Origin of the sequence: Serratia sp. Tan611, assembly GCF_905188235.1 — a bacterium.
Lineage (GTDB): Bacteria > Pseudomonadota > Gammaproteobacteria > Enterobacterales > Enterobacteriaceae > Serratia_B > Serratia_B rhizosphaerae.
Genome location: NZ_LR994655.1, coordinates 353,507 through 367,929, shown reverse-complemented (window position 1 = coordinate 367,929; position 14,423 = coordinate 353,507). Strand labels below are relative to the sequence as shown.

14 protein-coding genes are annotated in these 14,423 nt (G+C 59.3%); all 14 read right to left on the bottom strand.

The window, feature by feature from the left end; translation table 11 throughout:
- Window position 1: 1 nt before the first annotated feature.
- Window positions 2-4,270: an RHS repeat-associated core domain-containing protein gene (locus TAN611_RS01630; RefSeq protein ID WP_238404495.1), complete on the bottom strand. Its 4,269-nt coding sequence runs from the start codon at window positions 4,268-4,270 to the stop codon at window positions 2-4.
- 15 nt (window positions 4,271-4,285) lie between these two features.
- Window positions 4,286-4,717 carry a DcrB-related protein gene (locus TAN611_RS01625; RefSeq protein ID WP_203067168.1) on the bottom strand — a complete coding sequence of 144 codons (432 nt, stop codon included), beginning with the start codon at window positions 4,715-4,717 and terminating at the stop codon, window positions 4,286-4,288.
- Between the two features lie 120 nt (window positions 4,718-4,837).
- Window positions 4,838-5,218: a hypothetical protein gene (locus tag TAN611_RS01620; RefSeq protein WP_203067167.1), complete on the bottom strand. Its 381-nt coding sequence runs from the start codon at window positions 5,216-5,218 to the stop codon at window positions 4,838-4,840.
- Between the two features lie 421 nt (window positions 5,219-5,639).
- A complete protein-coding gene (locus tag TAN611_RS01615; protein ID WP_203067166.1) occupies window positions 5,640-6,044 on the bottom strand; it encodes an acetyltransferase in 405 nt (134 codons plus the stop codon).
- Complete coding sequence (locus tag TAN611_RS01610) at window positions 6,041-8,902, bottom strand: conjugative transfer ATPase (RefSeq protein WP_203067165.1); 2,862 nt, start codon at window positions 8,900-8,902, stop codon at window positions 6,041-6,043. The genes TAN611_RS01615 and TAN611_RS01610 overlap by 4 nt, the downstream gene beginning before the upstream one ends.
- Entirely contained in the window at window positions 8,902-9,315 is a 414-nt protein-coding gene (locus TAN611_RS01605) for a TIGR03751 family conjugal transfer lipoprotein (protein ID WP_370576257.1), read from the bottom strand. The genes TAN611_RS01610 and TAN611_RS01605 overlap by 1 nt, the downstream gene beginning before the upstream one ends.
- 14 nt (window positions 9,316-9,329) lie before the next feature.
- The gene (locus TAN611_RS01600) at window positions 9,330-10,829 is read right to left on the bottom strand and encodes a TIGR03752 family integrating conjugative element protein (RefSeq protein ID WP_203067163.1); all 1,500 of its coding nucleotides are present in this window, start codon (window positions 10,827-10,829) and stop codon (window positions 9,330-9,332) included.
- Complete coding sequence (locus TAN611_RS01595; protein WP_203067162.1) at window positions 10,822-11,730, bottom strand: TIGR03749 family integrating conjugative element protein; 909 nt, start codon at window positions 11,728-11,730, stop codon at window positions 10,822-10,824. The genes TAN611_RS01600 and TAN611_RS01595 overlap by 8 nt, the downstream gene beginning before the upstream one ends.
- On the bottom strand, window positions 11,727-12,398 hold the full coding sequence (locus tag TAN611_RS01590; RefSeq protein ID WP_203067161.1) for a PFL_4703 family integrating conjugative element protein: 672 nt from the start codon (window positions 12,396-12,398) through the stop codon (window positions 11,727-11,729). Before TAN611_RS01590 ends, TAN611_RS01595 begins: the two co-directional genes overlap by 4 nt.
- Window positions 12,395-12,760 carry a TIGR03750 family conjugal transfer protein gene (locus TAN611_RS01585; RefSeq protein WP_203067160.1) on the bottom strand — a complete coding sequence of 122 codons (366 nt, stop codon included), beginning with the start codon at window positions 12,758-12,760 and terminating at the stop codon, window positions 12,395-12,397. The genes TAN611_RS01590 and TAN611_RS01585 overlap by 4 nt, the downstream gene beginning before the upstream one ends.
- A gap of 11 nt (window positions 12,761-12,771) precedes the next feature.
- Window positions 12,772-13,137 (bottom strand): TIGR03745 family integrating conjugative element membrane protein, encoded by a 366-nt coding sequence (locus TAN611_RS01580; RefSeq protein WP_151428235.1) that lies wholly within the window; start codon window positions 13,135-13,137, stop codon window positions 12,772-12,774.
- A 64-nt stretch (window positions 13,138-13,201) separates the two neighbouring features.
- A complete protein-coding gene (locus tag TAN611_RS01575) occupies window positions 13,202-13,444 on the bottom strand; it encodes a TIGR03758 family integrating conjugative element protein (RefSeq protein ID WP_203067159.1) in 243 nt (80 codons plus the stop codon).
- Window positions 13,444-13,776 carry an RAQPRD family integrative conjugative element protein gene (locus TAN611_RS01570; RefSeq protein WP_203067158.1) on the bottom strand — a complete coding sequence of 111 codons (333 nt, stop codon included), beginning with the start codon at window positions 13,774-13,776 and terminating at the stop codon, window positions 13,444-13,446. The genes TAN611_RS01575 and TAN611_RS01570 overlap by 1 nt, the downstream gene beginning before the upstream one ends.
- A gap of 165 nt (window positions 13,777-13,941) precedes the next feature.
- Entirely contained in the window at window positions 13,942-14,292 is a 351-nt protein-coding gene (locus TAN611_RS01565; RefSeq protein ID WP_203067157.1) for a hypothetical protein, read from the bottom strand.
- Window positions 14,293-14,423: the final 131 nt, after the last annotated feature.

The following is a 14,423-nucleotide window of genomic DNA, read 5'->3' as shown; positions in this document are numbered from 1 at the left end:
ACTAACACCCACCTTTTCCTGTTGTTCCTATCTTCTCATGATGCCATTTTTCCAAGGCTTCAAATGCTTTTGCAGGTGATACGTTTTTGGCTAAAACCTCACCTGTTGCTGGTATTTTCAAATCACCTTTAACCCAATCTACCTCACCCAGCCCTGCTTTACTTGCAGCAATGAGCTCATCGCCACTGCCTTGCCAGGCACCTTGCACAGATCCAACATGTGGTTTTTGCGCTCTATGAATTGCTTCATGTGCACCTGGCGTATAGGGCTCACTGAAGAAATAAGTCGGCGTCTGACTACCGGATGCAAGGTGATCCCACCCAATACTCTTGGCTTTCTGTTTATAGATAAGGTGGTGACCTTGACGTATTGGGTTTGGCCATGGCATTAACCCTAAAGGATCCACCCATCCATATGGGTTTGGTGCATATTGATACAGGTTTAGCCCGCCGCGCAATCCTATCGGATCCTGTGTGGTAAAGCGCCCTACTTCCGGCTCATAGTGGCGGAACAGATTATAATGCAGCCCGCTTTCATTATCCTGGTACTGGCCGGCATAACGCAGCGGCTGGTCAATGAGCGCGCCCTTGCGCCGTTCGGCGCCGGCGACCGTCTGCCCCTGCAATTTGCCGAAGGTGTCGTAGTTGCCGGACCAGCGCAGGTTGCCCTCGGCATCGCTCACCTCCAGCGGCGCGCTGTTAAGGTCGGTGTGCAGCCAGTAGATATCCGCCTGCTGTCCGTCGCCCGCCTGCTCGAGGGCCGCCAGCGGCGTCCAGGCACTGTCCGGGTCATAGCTCCAGGTGCGGCGCGTGCCGTTGTCCCGCTGCTCCTGCAGCAGCCGGTAGCCCTCCCACAAGAAGCGCGTGGTTTCCGGCGCTTTCCCCTTGAGAGTTACCGTCTTGCGTGTGCGGCGTCCCAGCGCGTCATAGTGATACTGCGCCTCAAAATCCCCCTGCGGGCCGCGGCCGTGCGCCTTTATCAGCCGGTTGTCCGCATCATAGACGTAATGCTGTTGGTAAACCCCGTTACGCCGGCTGACCAGGTTGCCCCAGCCGTCATAGCGGTAAAACATCCGCTGCCAGTATTCGAGCCGGTTATTGACCACCGGCGCCGGCGGCAGGTCGGCATCCGGGTCTCGGCTGACGCGCTGCTCCCCGGTCAGGTTATCCGCCAGGTCGTAGCGCAGCCGGTGGCCCGGCCTGCCCTGCTGCGACTCACGGTGCTGCAGCAGACGTCCTTCCGCGTCGTAGCCGTAATGGATCTCGCCACGTAGCGCATCACTGACACCTTCCAGTTCGCCGCGCCCGGTATAGCGGAACGTGCGCCACAGCACGCCCTCTTCCGGTTTGGTTATCTGTCCGTGGCTGAAAGCACTGCTTTGCCAGCTGCGCCGCCCCAGCGCATCGTATTGGCGCTGCTGCTGCAGTGCACCCTGGGTTCGGCCGGTTTCCCGGTGCAGCCGGTCGCGGCTGAATTCGCTCACCAGTTGCTGGTTAAACCTGATGGCGCTGGCATGGCCGGAGCCGTAATGGAGCCACTGCAGCCGGTCGCCCTGCGGCAGCGTCAGCGCCTGCAGGTTGGACAAGGCATCCCATTGGTACTGCAGCTCGCCATTGACGCCCTGCTCGCTCAACAGGTTGCCGGCCTTGTCGTAGCGCAGCTGCACGCTGTCCGGCTCGATACCCAATTCAATGCCGGCAGCGGTCGGCGTGCGCGTCAGGCGGTGCATGCGCCCGGCCGCATCATAGTGGTAATGCCACTCGGCGCTGTCGTTGGCGCGCCAGACCAGCTGGCCGGCGTCGTCATAACGGAATTGATGCAGCCGCGGGGACGGCTGCGGCTCTACGTCCGGCGGCGCGACCTCCCGGTACTCGGTAAGTTGCCCGTCAAGGCCATAACGATAAAAGCGGTCGAGACGGTCGGGACGCCGCTCGCCCTTCAGTCGGCCGACGGCATCGTGACTAAAGTGGTAGTCCCCGCCATTGCCGTTCTCGATGTTGGTCAGCCAGCCGCGGCAGTTATAGTGATAACGGCGCATACGCTGGATGCGGTCGGTGACACTGACCGGCTGGCCCAGCAGGTTGTACTGCCAGCGCGTCTCGCTGCCGAGCGGGTCCTGGTGTACGGCCAGCTGGCCCTGCGCATTCCAGGCAAACTGCTCTTCGCTGCCGTCAGGATGCAGTAGCGTCTGCAGCCGGCCGGCGGCGTCCCAGCGGTAACGGGTCAGGTGGCCTTCCGCATCGGTGCGGTGCGTCAGTTGCCCCAGCGCATCATAGGCGTAGGCGGTGACGCTGCCGGAACAGTCGGTATAGCGCGTCAGCAGTCCCTGAGCGTTCCAGGCCAGCTTCACCTCGCCGCCCAGCGCATCGATGACACGTTCCGGCAGGCTCTCTTCCTCGTCGGGATAGTGATAGCGGGTAACTTTGCCCAGCGCATCAATCTGCTGCGTCGGGCGCCCCTGGGTGTCCCAGTGCTGAAACGCCTGACTACCGTCCGGATAGGTAACCGAGAACAGGCGGCCGCTGTTGCGGGAGTATTGATAGGTGGTGGTGCGCCCCAGCGGGTCGGTCTCGCTCAGCAGGCGACCGTAACGGTCCCACTCGCTCTGACGCTGCGCACCGCCCGGCAGCACCACGCCGCACAGCTCGCCCCGTTCATAGATAAACGCCGATTTTCTGCTGTCAAAATCGGTGAACTGCGCCACGTTGTCGTCGTCATCCAGCTGCCACAGCGCCTGCCGGCCATCATCGCGCACCACCCGCCGCATGCCGCCGGCAAAATCATAATAGAGCTCCAACTGCTCGCCGGCGCTGCTCCGGTAGGCCACCACCCGCGGCAGGCCGTCAAGCTCCTGCCAGCGGTACTCGTTCAGCAGGCCGTTGTGGTCCTGGTGACTGACCATCAGCCCATCCTGCCAGCCAAAGCGTCGGGTGACCTCGCCGGCGCGGTTGCTGACGGTCACCAGTTGCCCTTCCTCATCGTAGGCGTAGTGCACCAGCGGCAGTTCGCCGTCCGGGGTATGCAGCAGCACCGTGCTCAGGCGGGACAGCCCGTTGGCGGTGGTCAGGTAGCGACACGCCAGCCGCTGACCGGCGCTGTCGACCAGCTCGGTCAGCTGGCCCTGGTCGTCGTGGAACAGGGAAACCGCGTTGCCGGCGAGGTCAGTCACCATCTGCAGCCGGCTCGGTTGTTCATCGGATAAGGCCGGGTAGTGCCAGGCCTGTTCGCTGACGTCGAACACCTGCCAGCTGCCATCGCTGTTGTGCATCAGCCAGCACTTTTCCGCTTCGCAGTAGGTTTTATGCCCTTTGGGCACCATCGGGAAGGAGACATAGTCGCCGGACGGCGCACGCCACACCAGGCCATCCTGGTACCGCTGCAGGCTACTTTCCCAGAACAGACTCCAGCCACGGCCCAGCACGCTCTCTGCCGGGTTTCCGCTGCGCCAGTAGCGCTGCCACTCAACCGGCAGGCGCGACGGCAGCACAAAGTCCAGTTCGTCGTCGCCGGACAGGAACTTCTGGCCGCTAATGATATCAACCGGCCGGGCGATAATGCCGGCGGCGGCCGTGGCAGTCATTAAAGTACCAAAGCGGCAGGCAACACGACCCAGCTTGTTGATGCCTGGCGCCTTGCTCAGCATTCTGCCCAGCGCCCCCAGCTTGCTGGCCGCGCCACCGACACCGCCTACCAGGCCGGCAAACAGCAGCGTCAGGTCGGAAATCTTATACATCCAGTCCGGCACTTCCGGTTTTATCGGCAGGGTGGTGACGGTGCCGCCGCCGATACGCACGTTGGGCGAACCTTCCATCACCTTGGCGTCGCAGTTGGTTTTATCCCCCACGCGTGCCGCCGGCTGGCCGTTGATATACACCTTGTCCGAGCCCTGCGCCATCTGCATGCTGGGGCCGTCCTGGTCACAGGCGACCTGGCTGACGGTGGCGATGGCCGCCGGCTTGCCATTGATACGCACATCCGGCGAGCCGGTCACTATCTTGCCGGCAGGCGTCAGGCTCCCTGCGCCGGCCTCCGCAATGCCATCTCGCGCCTTGGTCGCCAACTCCCCGGTGAGATAACCCACCGCCAGGCTGGCACCCACCAGTAATACGCCGACGCCCACGCAGGATGCCGCCAGGCCGGCAACGAACAGCGCGCCCGCCGCCACCGCGCCGGCAGCGGCAATCAGGCCACCAACAATCGTGCCGCCAATCATCCCCGCCAACGCATGGGAATGGCCAATCGCATCGCCGACGCGTGCTGCTTCGCCCATCACAACCTCCTGTTGTTATGCCGGTTGATAACTGTCCAAAACCTGCTGCAGCAAGGCATCATCCTGCGGCAACAATTTACGCGTATGCGCCAGGGTGAACACCAGAACGTGACCTTCCTGCAGCGCAAATACCGCCTGGCGCTGCCAGACGCGTTTGCCATCGCGCAGATAGCTGGCATGTACGCATTCGCCCTGCAGTTGGTCTTTGCCCAACGACGCCGGCTCACGCTTTTTCAGCACCCAGCCCTTGAGGCCCTGGGATAGCTCTTCGAGCTGACGCGTGATGTAGTTGGCCAGCGCCTCATCAGGCTGCAGCACATCACGAGAGATATTCAGGGAGGGAGAAAAGTCGTCGCCGGGCAACAGCACGTTAACAGTGCGGTCGCTGTAACCGTCCGGCAGGGAAACGCTGCCTTCAGAAAAGGCGCAGCGGGAAAAATCAGGCATCGCGCAGGATCCTTATGCTTAATGAGGGCTAAAGCATCGCATAAGATAAGGGCAAATGAAAATCGATGCCCCCCTGGCAGCTGGCCGGCACGTCAGCCACCAGGAGATCTGATACCGCCCTCACTCGCTGCGTGCGCGCGACTCTGCTTTCGTGTGGTAGTAATACAGGTAAGCCAAACCCACTGGTGCGATGAAGATCGCGAAACTCCAGCAGATAACCATGGTTATCAACTTCACAAACAGCATGAATAGCGCATTCCCCACGAAGATATTGTTACCCACAATGAAGTCGACAATGCTTTCGTAGACGAACCGCGCATAGGGATATAACACCGTGTTGATCACCAGAAGAACGACCAATCCCCACTCCAATGGATGAGCCTGCAGATCACGCGTTTGAATGAATAAGATCAGCGCGCTAATCGCCAGGCCAAAAACGAACTGGCGGCCATAGTACGCCGCAGATAAGCCACCTAAGGTCTTTCTTAGAACAGGATGCATCCTTTTTCCTTACGAATCAGTGCTAATAAACATTGAAAACAACAGGTCATTTGTCAGAAGGTGCGTCACTTCCGAGCATTCTTCGTTAATTCTCTATAAGCACAGACTGTCAAAGCCAAAAGCCCTATTACTAAAATATTTAGCAGGATAACAATATCTATCTCGAGCTTCGTTACTTCATTCATGTACATGATAGTTTTAGTATATTCACTCATAACTTGTTCTTTACGTTACCCTTGTGCATGCATCATCCCCGCCAAAGCAGAGATTAACAATTTATAAACATAAGAGATGCTACCGGTACGCTGAGGGGTAATCAACCAGGGCATATCTCTCAGGCAAAAAAAACCGGCCCTGTGGCCGGTATAAGTGATGAGCATTTTTGCAATTTGTCACAAGTTCACAGTAAGTATAGACGCAACTAGTTGACCTGAAAACGTTCGCACAGATCGCTCAGATGAAGCAGCAGGTACACCACATCCGCCGCGTCCGGCACGGTAATGTACCAGCGAGGGTGATCGTACTCCTCAGGCTGTGGCCAGGAAGTGGTTCCTGTCACCGTCACCAGGATATCGACAGATTGCCCCAAACGACCTTCCAGATGCAGCGCCACGCTGGTTCGACTCCCGATACGGTGCGGGTGTGCCGTCAGCACGACCCGCCCCAACAACCGCTCACGGAGCGCATCACACAGCGTCCTGAGTGCCTGCGCATCCGTCTGGCTGATGGTCGCTGCCCCCTGGGGCGGCAGCGTAAACAGGCCGGTGCCCTGTGACGGCACTTCCTGAGGGCGAACAGCTGGCTCGGGGTATTTCAACATCATCATGCAGCCTGGCTCCCCGCTTCCTCGTCATTGGCAACCAGACCGCGCAGGCGATCAAGCTTGCGCGCCACCTTGAACGCGGCTTCCAGCTCGGTGCAACCGAACTCCTGCATCAGCGCACGGCGCTCTGCCTTCTCTTCCTTCTCGGTCATCCCCAGCGCCAGGTAGAGGCTAGGCGGCACGGCCCGGAACAACGCTTCCACTTTTTTCGACAAAATGACGCCTTCGGTATAACACCTGGACAGCTTGCTGGCCGACAGCAACACCGATTCCTGCTCAGCCGTCAGCGCCTTGAAGCGGGCGATATCCTTCACCTCCTCCGGCGGCATGGTCAGACACACCCACCATTCGGCCATGTTGAGCATCTTCTCGGCAATATCCGGGAAGTCTTTTAAGTTCTGCGTGGCCAGCCACAACCAGGCGCCGAGCTTACGCCACATCTTGACGATCTTGGTCATGTATGGCGACAGCAGCGGGTTGACCGTCACAATGTGCGCTTCATCGACCACAAAGACGATATCCCGCTCAGAGTATTGGTCACGCTCGGCAATGTTGTTGATGGTGTTGGTCAGGCTCACCATCGTCAGGGCCATCTGCGCTTCATACCCCTCACGCGCCAGATGCCCCAGGTCAATCAGCGTCACATCCGCTTCTGGCCACAGCGAGCCTTCACGGTTGAACAGCTCGGCCTCAAAGGAGCCAGGCTGGGTGAACATGCCCAGCGCCTCGGCCATTTCCGCCGCTTTTGCCCGGCGCTGCGGGTTACGCTTTTCGTTACTCGTGTCATTGCCGATGTCATACAGCGCGTTCTGCAGGTCGGACGGCAACATCTGGCGCTGCTCATCATAGGCCGTCTGTGCGGCCATCAGTAGCGCCTCGCGGATCATCGCCCGATCGGCACGCTTGAGCTCGGCTTCTTCCTTCGGATCGCCGCCGGTGATCATCATACGCGCCGAGATTTCCATTTCGCCCAGGTAATCGCGTTTATCCTCGTCCTCATCATCGGCATCGATATCGCGCAGCTCGCTCTCGTCCAGCTCCAGTGAACTGAGCTCCTCAATCAACTTGTGCGCAAACGAGAACGGCGGCAGTGACACGCCGCTGCCGGGCTTGATGCTGATCTTGTTGACCGTCAGCCCCTGACTTTCGAAATAATCCGCCTGCAGGCCAAACGAGTTACCGGCCTCGGCGATGAACAGACGCGGCCGGTGGACGGCCATCAGTTGCGTCGTCGCCGCACAGAGCGTTGCCGACTTGCCTGCACCGGTAGGACCAAAAAACAACATATGGGCGTTCTGACTGCGGTCATCCTTATTTAACGGATCCACCGTCAGCAGGTCACCGCCGCGGTTAAAAAAGCTCAGGCCGGGGTTACCGGTGCCGGTTTCCCGGCCGGTGACCGGCAACAGGCCGGCGAGGTGTTGGACGAAGGTCAGCCGGGTGTACCAGTGCTTTTTGTCCGTTTCCGGGTTAAAACACATCGGCAGTGCACGCAGGTAGGTATTGAGCGGCGCCACATCAAACTCCGGGCGCACCGGTTGCAGGCCGGCGCCGAGCAGCACGTTCGTCAGCTCCACGCGTTTGTGGTTAAGCGCCGTCAGGTCGCCGGCGCGCAGCAGGAAGGTAATGCCGGCGCGATACAGCTTGTGCCGGTTGCCCAGGTATTCCTTAACCTGAGCCACATCCTGGCGTACACGCCCGGACTCGGTGTTCTCGCCGACGGCATTTTTCGACAGCTTGTTAAAGTCGTTTTCCAGCGTGTCCTGCGGCTGTGCCACGATGGTCATGCAGACCATCGTCCCCTCCGGGAACATGTCCATCAGCGCATTGATTTTCTTCTCACCGCGCTTCATCTCCCCGGTAATGGTCCCGGGCTCCGGCGCGCGACGCAGCTTCTCGACAGGGATGGCGCAGTGCGCCTGATTATCAAACCACCACACGCCGTGGTCCGGATCGGACACCGGCGGCGTAAACCACAATGTTTCGGCAAAATCGTTTTGTACCGGCATCATGCCTTCCGGCGTATCGCGGCTGTCGAAATAGGCCGCCTCACGGTACAGCGTATTTTTATCCACCCATTCCGGGTTTGGATTGAAGTGACGCAGCATCCAGTCATGCACCTGCGCGCCATTTTGCCGCACACAAGCCACACCGGCCCCGTTCAGTGCACCGGTCAGCCGTTCACAGGTCTGGTTCAGCATGGCAACCGGTGGCATCGGGTCGGTATTGCCTTTACCAATCCAGCGGTACACCACCATGCGCGTGCGGCGCTGCTGGCCACGCCAGGGCTGGTCTGTGATCAGCGTATCCTTGAACAGCCCTTCCGGCCGAGCGATACCCCGCAGGTGCCGCTCGGTTTCCTGCAACCAGGACTCGGTCAGCTGAGAACCCTGGGCATGCGGCTTGATATAGCCGCGCAGGCGACTCAGGTAGGCATCAACATTGTCTTCATCCTGGCAGAAAAACTGCACCACCCAGGGGTTCTGATCATGCTCATCAAACGAGTCCTGCAGGGCGTCTTCCACCGTATCACGCATCTTCTCCAGCTGGTCGGTGGTTCGCCCTTCCGTCGCCACCGGGGTGACTTCATAAACCGCACCGACGGATACGCCGTCATCGAGCAGAATGCACTGCTCATGATCCAGAAACTCCGCCCAGGGCAAATAATCAATGATGGACGGATTGGCGTCGTAAATCTTCTTCTCGTCCTGGACGGTCATCTTGCCCGGGCGGGTCAGCGCTTCGCGGCCGGCCACCGACAACGGCGCACCATCTTCCGTGATGGTCATCGCTTCAGCTTCCGCCGACGCCACCGCTTTTTTGCGTGTCAGGCGCTTTTTATCAAACAGGGAAAATCGCATCAGTAGGCCTCCGTCCGTTCACCCGGCATTGCGTATTGCACCTGGCTGTAAAACGGGAACACGGTGCTGTACCCCGGTACCGGCGTGCTACCGTCCGCCAGGTGCGGGAAAACGTACATCACCAGATCGGGATTCGGCAGCCGCGGGAACTGCTGGCTGATCTCACTCTCCTGCGTACGGCTGTAGCTGCGATCGTCAGCCACACTGGCCTGGCTCTCGCTCTCCGTCAGCGGGCGGCGCAGGCTGTCCCGGGCCGCCACCGCATTACGCGTGGAGCCGCCGCCATCTTCACCTTGCCAGAGCTGCAGCATCGTGCTGTCACCCGGCGGCAACATCTCTTCCTTTGAGGTGGAGCAGCCGGACAGCGCGGCGCCAATCACCAACATGACCAGGGCCGATCGGATTGTCTTCATCATGGTTTCCTCTCTTAGTCCAGACCGCCGGCGCCGCCGCCTTCGCCCGGCAGGCTGAAGTCGTCATAACGCACCTTGCGCCCTTTCGTTTCAAAGTCGATCGCCAGCTGGCGGGTGATATGCACCGCCAGCGTCTGGCCCGGTGGTACATAGATGGCATCGAACATCATGCCGTAACGCTCACGCACCCAATCTGCCGTCTCTTTCATCCCGCCTGACAGCGCCTTGCCCAGCACCGCCTGCCCGGCATTACCGGTCATGGTCGAGGTAATGCCGTTGACGTTATTCTGCGTGGTGTACTGCCCCTGGCTGATACCGTCACCGGCCGCGCTGGCGGCCGACAGGGCGGCAATGGTCGGCAGGTAAGTGGAGGCATTCGACTTGCGTTCACCGCCGATGCACGGAATGCCGCTATCATCAGAGATCCAGCCGATGCCCGCGGTAGTGCTGACATCCTTCCCGTTGTTGCCGCTGTTGTTATTGCTGTTGGCTTTCATATTGGTATCGGGGTGCGGCAGGGTACGCACCGTGCCGTCGGCAAACACGAACGTGATGCTGTTGACCTGGCCACGCACGCACGACAGCGTCCAGTCGCCGCTGGCGGTACCGGAGACAATCGCCCCTTCCACATCCGGCAGTTCGATGCCGTTGGCCGTCAGGTTGTCCTTGCCGATCATCAGCTTGAACGGGTACGGATCGGTTACCGTGCCATTGATCGGCACGCGACCCAGCAGCGCCGTCATCGCGCGGCTGCCCACCAGGGTCGAGTTCTCCGGCAGGGTGAACACCGGCTCGGCATTCTCCTCCGCCCCTTGTTCATTGGTGCGGCCTTTGACCTGCTGCTCATAGGCAGCTTTCTGGCGCGTGATGGCGTTGTCTGACAGGAACGACGTCGGGAACTGCGGCCCCTCCTTGGCGCTGTTCGGGTTACGCGGATCGACTTCTTTCTGGTCCTTCGGCCCGACCCACATCAGGCCGTCGTCGCCGGCAGTTGCGCTGCCACCGGCGGCGCCCATGCCGTCCAGTCCCAGCCCCAGCGGCATGTCGCTGTCACTTTTGGCCTTGTCCTTGTTGCTGGCCAACTGGTCCGTCAGCGACTGGATACGCCCCATCAGCGTCTGTTGCTGCTCCTGCAGCTGCTGTTGACGCTGCTGAGCCTGTTTCTGGAAGCCGGCCACCGCTTCATTCACCTGGCCGGAGACGTTGCTGTTGCGTTTGCGCAGAGCCTCGTTTTCCTTCAGCACGTTATCGATGTTTTTCTGCAGCTCGGCCTGCTGTGCCCGCGTGGTACGCAGCGTGCCAACCAGGGTGCGCAGCGTGTCTTCCGGGGTATCCCCTTCGACGCCCAGCGCACGCAGCTCTTCCGGGGACATATTGGCCAGCACGTTCTGCGCCTGCTGCGGCTTCTCTGCAGTCTTGTTGCCACTGCAGGCTTTAAGGCCGACAAGCACGGCCGCTGCCAGCATGCCGAACACGATCACTTTCGGCAGCATATTGGATTTCACATCAGCCATGGTTTGCCCCCTTCTTCGCCGCTTTCACCGCCTTGCGCACTACCGACGGCTCGGCAACAAACGCGCCGTCAGGGCGACCGGAGGTCACCAGGTACAGCGTGGTGGTGTCCTCCGGTGTGCCAACCGGCCCGAGGTACCGATGCTGGAACGTCGCCGTAACAAACTGTCCCTGCAATACCCGCGGGTCGAGCGTGATTTTGCGGCTCGCCGTATTCTTCACTTTCAGCGCCACCACGTTGCGGCTGCCGATACCCCAGCCACCCAGCGGGGTGACGGAGACCGGCTCGGACGGATACAGCGTAGTGATGCGTTTTGGCAGGTGCGGATTCACCGGATGGATGCCGGGCACGGCTTCGACGGTACGCACCGGGCCGTACAGGCTCTGCGCTGCGTAACGCGTCAGCACCACCGGCAACGGCGCGTTGTATTTCACCTTCTTGCGCTTCGCCTGACTGCCGTCATCCTGACCTGGCGAGGCACTACCGCCCTCTGCGGAGGCCGGTTTGTCTTGACTGCTGCTGACCGAGGAGACCTCACCGCTGTAGACGATGCGTACCGGCTCTGTAGAGCCTTTGTCAGACGCCGTGACGTCGAGCAGGATGACCTCCCCGTTTTCGACGTCCTGCAGCTGCAGGCGGGTCTGCGGGAACGCGCTGTCCGCTTTCAGATACACCGCCCCACCGCTGCTTTGCACCCGCAACTTGCCGTTCAGCGCCGGCGGGAAGCCGACGCGGACATTTTTATCGGCAAACAGCACACGCTCCTTGCCGACCGCCAGCGGGATCTGCAGTGGGATACGCTCCCACTTCATCAGTTCTTCTGCCTGCGCCTCTGGTGCAGAAACCAGTGTTGACAGTGTCAACACGCTCAGAGAAAGCGCCAATACGCGAGCTTTCATCATTGGAAGACTCCTTTTTTCTCAGGCGCAGGCGCTGGCGGTGCCGCCGCCAGGCGCTGCGGCATACTGTCGTAACAATCCAGCGCCAGACCAAATTCATTGCGCTCTGGATCCCCTTCCGACCGCACCACTTTCAGCGGATAACGGGTCAGGGCGCGTTTCACCGGCTCGCCGGCAAACGTCTCATCAGCCACCAAATCCAGGCGAACGACCCAGTTATCCCGACCTTTGATGTCGACCGGATTCTGGTTGTAACGGGCGTTGTAACCGTGATCCGGAATTTCAAAGACAACGCGTGTACGGCCGGCCAGCTCGCCGGACTCACTGCGTTTTTTGGCGTCCGCATTAAGGAAGCGCTGGCACGACGGCGTCAGGTAAGGAGAAAGCGCATTGATTTTGGCCGGGTAATCCACCTCACCATTTTTCGGCCAGGCATTCAGCTGCTGAAAAATATAGAAACCGAAGCTGTAGACCGTGCTGGGCGGGACTTCCCACCAGGCGCGGGTCGAGCCACTGCGCAGATCAGGCGGGTTATGGATAGTCAGGTTGGATGGCGCGCGCATCCAGCCAAGGATGGCGACCAGGAGAAACACAACCAGCACGCCGCATGCTGCACGCAGCGTCATGATGTGCTGGTCACGGTTTTTTACCGCATGACGAAAACGGCTCATGTTGACCTCTTGACTGCTCGGCTGCGTCGCAGTGACCAGCCCTGTGAGTCGATAATGAGGGTGGGACTACTCCACCCCATACGACGTTTACGCAGCTCAAGCCGCTGCCAGATATAATTCTCCGGCTTACCGCGCTTGAGGCGCGTCAGCCGGCTGCCACCAAACCAAAGAACCGCCAGCGGGGTGAGCAGCATGCCGGTGGGGATCACCACCCAACCGGCAATAAGCAGAAACGGCAGCGACACAAGCAGACCCAGGCCCACGCCAATTGCTGCACCCAGCACCATCTCCGGGGTAGTAAATCCACGGAATACGACCGGTTCAGCATTAAGACGATCAGGCAAAAATCGGATAGTCTGCATGGCGAGCGCCCCTAGAACAGGATTTCAGCAGATTTGCCGACCAGCCAAATGACGGCCACGACCAACACCACGCCAACGACGATGATGGCAGCGAATTTGCCCCAGACCGCCTTCCCTTCCCGTACCTCGTGGAACGTTGAAACGGCAGCATTGGCGACCACGATAAATGCCACGGCGGCCAGCACCAGTCCCACCAGGACAATCCCGTCCTGAATGTAACCTTTGATGGTATCCATCAGACCGCCGCCACCACCGGATGACGGCGGCTCCACTGCAGGTAAGGCTGCCTGTGCGGGTTGATTGGCCGCAACGGCCAGAGATGTCGCCACCGCAATGCGCGTGGAGAAGTGACGGAAAAGACGAACTACAGCATTCATAACGTGTTCCTTAAATTGCAGTGTGAAAATAACAACGAGTAATGGGTTCAACGCCCTGCCAGCATTAGCTGGCGAACATCCACATAACGACGACCAGCAACACGACGGTTTTGACGACAAAGCGGATCAGCGCCTTGGTGGGGACTTTTTCGTTCCTCCAGCCTTCGTAAACATCAATCCAGGCCCAGGCAGCCCAGACAAACAGCACCGCCAACAACCCACCGATACAAACCAGCGACATGACGTTGATCTCAACTCCGCCGCTGGCCGCATTGAAGGCCTGTTCCTGGGCGCCGGTCATGGCCATCAGGGACGCTCCCGCCGGTAATTGCCCGTGACGGAGCCGCCATCACGCGGTTGTGCACGTGACGGCTCCAGATAACGGTCGATGCCGGCATTAATGGTGTTGAGATCAGAGGTGGCGCGGCGATAGTCGAAAAAGAAACGACCACGCTCAGCCGGATCGGCCTGGACGGCCGCAACCCGTGCGCGCTCAAGCGCCGCCTGTACCTGAATCAACATGCGCTGGGCGGACGCCAGCTCATCTTTTTCGGCAGCACAGGCAGGCAATGCGGTGAGGAATGACAACCCCAGCAAACAGCCGGCGCCCAGTCCTCGGGTAACTACGGGGATACGCATGCAGCACTCCTTGGTGATTTAGGGTGCTGTCAGGGTGCGACATACAGGGGATCAGGTCAGCGGATAACTCTTTATGGAATTTTGATAATTTTTCGGGGAGTTATTGCTTAGAAGGGGAAGGTTTAATTGCCCATCACGAGTTATGCGATGGGCAAAATCAGATAATCAATTTACTTCGTTTAACCCTTTATCCGAGATCCAATATTCGCCTGGGTACCCAGAGATGGTGATATGCTTTCTATACCACTGAAATCCCTCTCGTGGATCTTTAATACAGACTTCAACTCCTTCCGGGACTTTAATAATAGAATGTGCCTGAACCAAATTTTTGATTACATCTTCACTACCACTCTCAACAGCACTCTGCATTTTGGAATAATCTTTTTGGTTAATGGCTGCATAAAAACCAGATTTCGTCACTGCAGCCATACCTTCTGAGCAAGCAGCGCTGACGGAAAATGAAGCGCCAATGCAAATACTCATTAGTCCAGCAGCACATATTTTTCGCAAGTTCATAAATACCTCATTCCTTTTGAAGATAAAAAACAACATTAACAATATGCTCACAGCTTGGACAGCCTCATCAGCTGAAAATTTTCAGGGAAAATAACTGACGCGCCTGTACTGGTTATTACAGGGCTTGTCTG

What these genes read in the sequence shown, in the direction of transcription:
- TAN611_RS01630 (WP_238404495.1), bottom strand. Translation starts at nt 4,270, where the DNA reads ATGGGCGAAGCAGCACGCGTCGGCGATGCGATTGGCCATTCCCATGCG.
- TAN611_RS01625 (WP_203067168.1), bottom strand. Translation starts at nt 4,717, where the DNA reads ATGCCTGATTTTTCCCGCTGCGCCTTTTCTGAAGGCAGCGTTTCCCTG.
- TAN611_RS01620 (WP_203067167.1), bottom strand. Translation starts at nt 5,218, where the DNA reads ATGCATCCTGTTCTAAGAAAGACCTTAGGTGGCTTATCTGCGGCGTAC.
- TAN611_RS01615 (WP_203067166.1), bottom strand. Translation starts at nt 6,044, where the DNA reads ATGATGATGTTGAAATACCCCGAGCCAGCTGTTCGCCCTCAGGAAGTG.
- TAN611_RS01610 (WP_203067165.1), bottom strand. Translation starts at nt 8,902, where the DNA reads ATGCGATTTTCCCTGTTTGATAAAAAGCGCCTGACACGCAAAAAAGCG.
- TAN611_RS01605 (WP_370576257.1), bottom strand. Translation starts at nt 9,315, where the DNA reads ATGAAGACAATCCGATCGGCCCTGGTCATGTTGGTGATTGGCGCCGCG.
- TAN611_RS01600 (WP_203067163.1), bottom strand. Translation starts at nt 10,829, where the DNA reads ATGGCTGATGTGAAATCCAATATGCTGCCGAAAGTGATCGTGTTCGGC.
- TAN611_RS01595 (WP_203067162.1), bottom strand. Translation starts at nt 11,730, where the DNA reads ATGATGAAAGCTCGCGTATTGGCGCTTTCTCTGAGCGTGTTGACACTG.
- TAN611_RS01590 (WP_203067161.1), bottom strand. Translation starts at nt 12,398, where the DNA reads ATGAGCCGTTTTCGTCATGCGGTAAAAAACCGTGACCAGCACATCATG.
- TAN611_RS01585 (WP_203067160.1), bottom strand. Translation starts at nt 12,760, where the DNA reads ATGCAGACTATCCGATTTTTGCCTGATCGTCTTAATGCTGAACCGGTC.
- TAN611_RS01580 (WP_151428235.1), bottom strand. Translation starts at nt 13,137, where the DNA reads ATGAATGCTGTAGTTCGTCTTTTCCGTCACTTCTCCACGCGCATTGCG.
- TAN611_RS01575 (WP_203067159.1), bottom strand. Translation starts at nt 13,444, where the DNA reads ATGGCCATGACCGGCGCCCAGGAACAGGCCTTCAATGCGGCCAGCGGC.
- TAN611_RS01570 (WP_203067158.1), bottom strand. Translation starts at nt 13,776, where the DNA reads ATGCGTATCCCCGTAGTTACCCGAGGACTGGGCGCCGGCTGTTTGCTG.
- TAN611_RS01565 (WP_203067157.1), bottom strand. Translation starts at nt 14,292, where the DNA reads ATGAACTTGCGAAAAATATGTGCTGCTGGACTAATGAGTATTTGCATT.